Source organism: Paraburkholderia sp. SIMBA_027 (genome assembly GCF_046535315.1).
GTDB lineage: Bacteria > Pseudomonadota > Gammaproteobacteria > Burkholderiales > Burkholderiaceae > Paraburkholderia > Paraburkholderia tropica.
This window is the reverse complement of record NZ_JAWRWY010001333.1, coordinates 1-246: the sequence shown is the minus strand read 5'-3', so window position 1 is coordinate 246 and position 246 is coordinate 1. Positions and strand designations below refer to the sequence as shown.

Annotated in this window: 1 pseudogene; it reads right to left on the bottom strand. The window is 65.9% G+C overall.

From position 1 onward, the window contains the following. Positions 1 to 246 (bottom strand): annotated as a pseudogene (locus SB764_RS43495) (hypothetical protein); the annotation flags it as partial.

Genomic DNA, 246 nt, shown 5'->3' with positions numbered 1-246 from the left:
AAGACGAAACTCACGCCCGTTCCGACGAAAACCGCCGGCCCCCAGTACCACGGGTCGGTGTACGGATAGGCGGTATCCGGATACCACACGATGCTGCCGTCCGGGCTTTGCACCATCTGCCAGGTGCCGTCGCTTTGCCGACACGCGCGCCCGACGATCTGCTGTTCCGTGCCGTCGATTTCCGCCTGCGCGACGACCGCACGACAACGGGCGCCTTCGTCCGCCGAGTCGTCGCCGTACGTTTGC